The organism is Rhizobium sp. 01T444, assembly GCF_056398305.1.
In genome coordinates this window covers 1-540 of the sequence record NZ_JBFTPD010000376.1, presented here as the reverse complement: position 1 = coordinate 540, position 540 = coordinate 1, and the positions used below count along the sequence as shown (strand labels likewise).

Annotated in this window: 1 protein-coding gene; it reads left to right on the top strand. The window is 70.6% G+C overall.

Features of this window, described 5'->3' with window-relative positions; all coding sequences use genetic code 11:
- Positions 1–48: 48 nt before the first annotated feature.
- The coding region (locus tag AC1DTN_RS39025) for a Bug family tripartite tricarboxylate transporter substrate binding protein (RefSeq protein ID WP_477925599.1) at positions 49–540 on the top strand (492 nt) is incomplete at its 3' end.

Below are 540 nucleotides of genomic sequence, written 5' to 3'. Positions count from 1 at the left end.
GCTCACGGCCGCGCTGTGAGACCCGACAACACGAAGGAGACAAAGCCCATGCAGAGACGACACTTCCTCACCGCCGCGCTTGCCGCGGGGTCCGCCCCCTGGGTGCACGCACAGGCCACGCTGCCCGAGGGGCCGGTGCGCATCCTCGTCGGCTTTCCGCCCGGCGGCGGCACCGACGTCATGGCGCGCGTGATCGGCCAGAAGCTCTCGGTGCTCTGGAGCAAGCCAGTGACGGTGGAGAACAAGGCGGGCGCGGCCGGCGTGATCGCGGCCGATTTCGTCGCCAAGCAAGCGGGCGACGGCGCCACGCTGCTGATGACCAACATCAGCAATCACGCGATCGCGCCCGGCCTCTATCCCAACCTGCCCTACGACGTCGACCGCGACTTCACGCCCCTCATGCTGGTCGGCGTCACGCCCAACCTGCTGATCTGCAGCCCCAGGCAGCCCGCGCGCACGGTGAAGGAACTGGTCGAGCGCTGCCGGGCCAGGCCGGGCACGGTGAGCTTCGGCTCCTCCGGCGCGGGCTCCGCGCAGCAC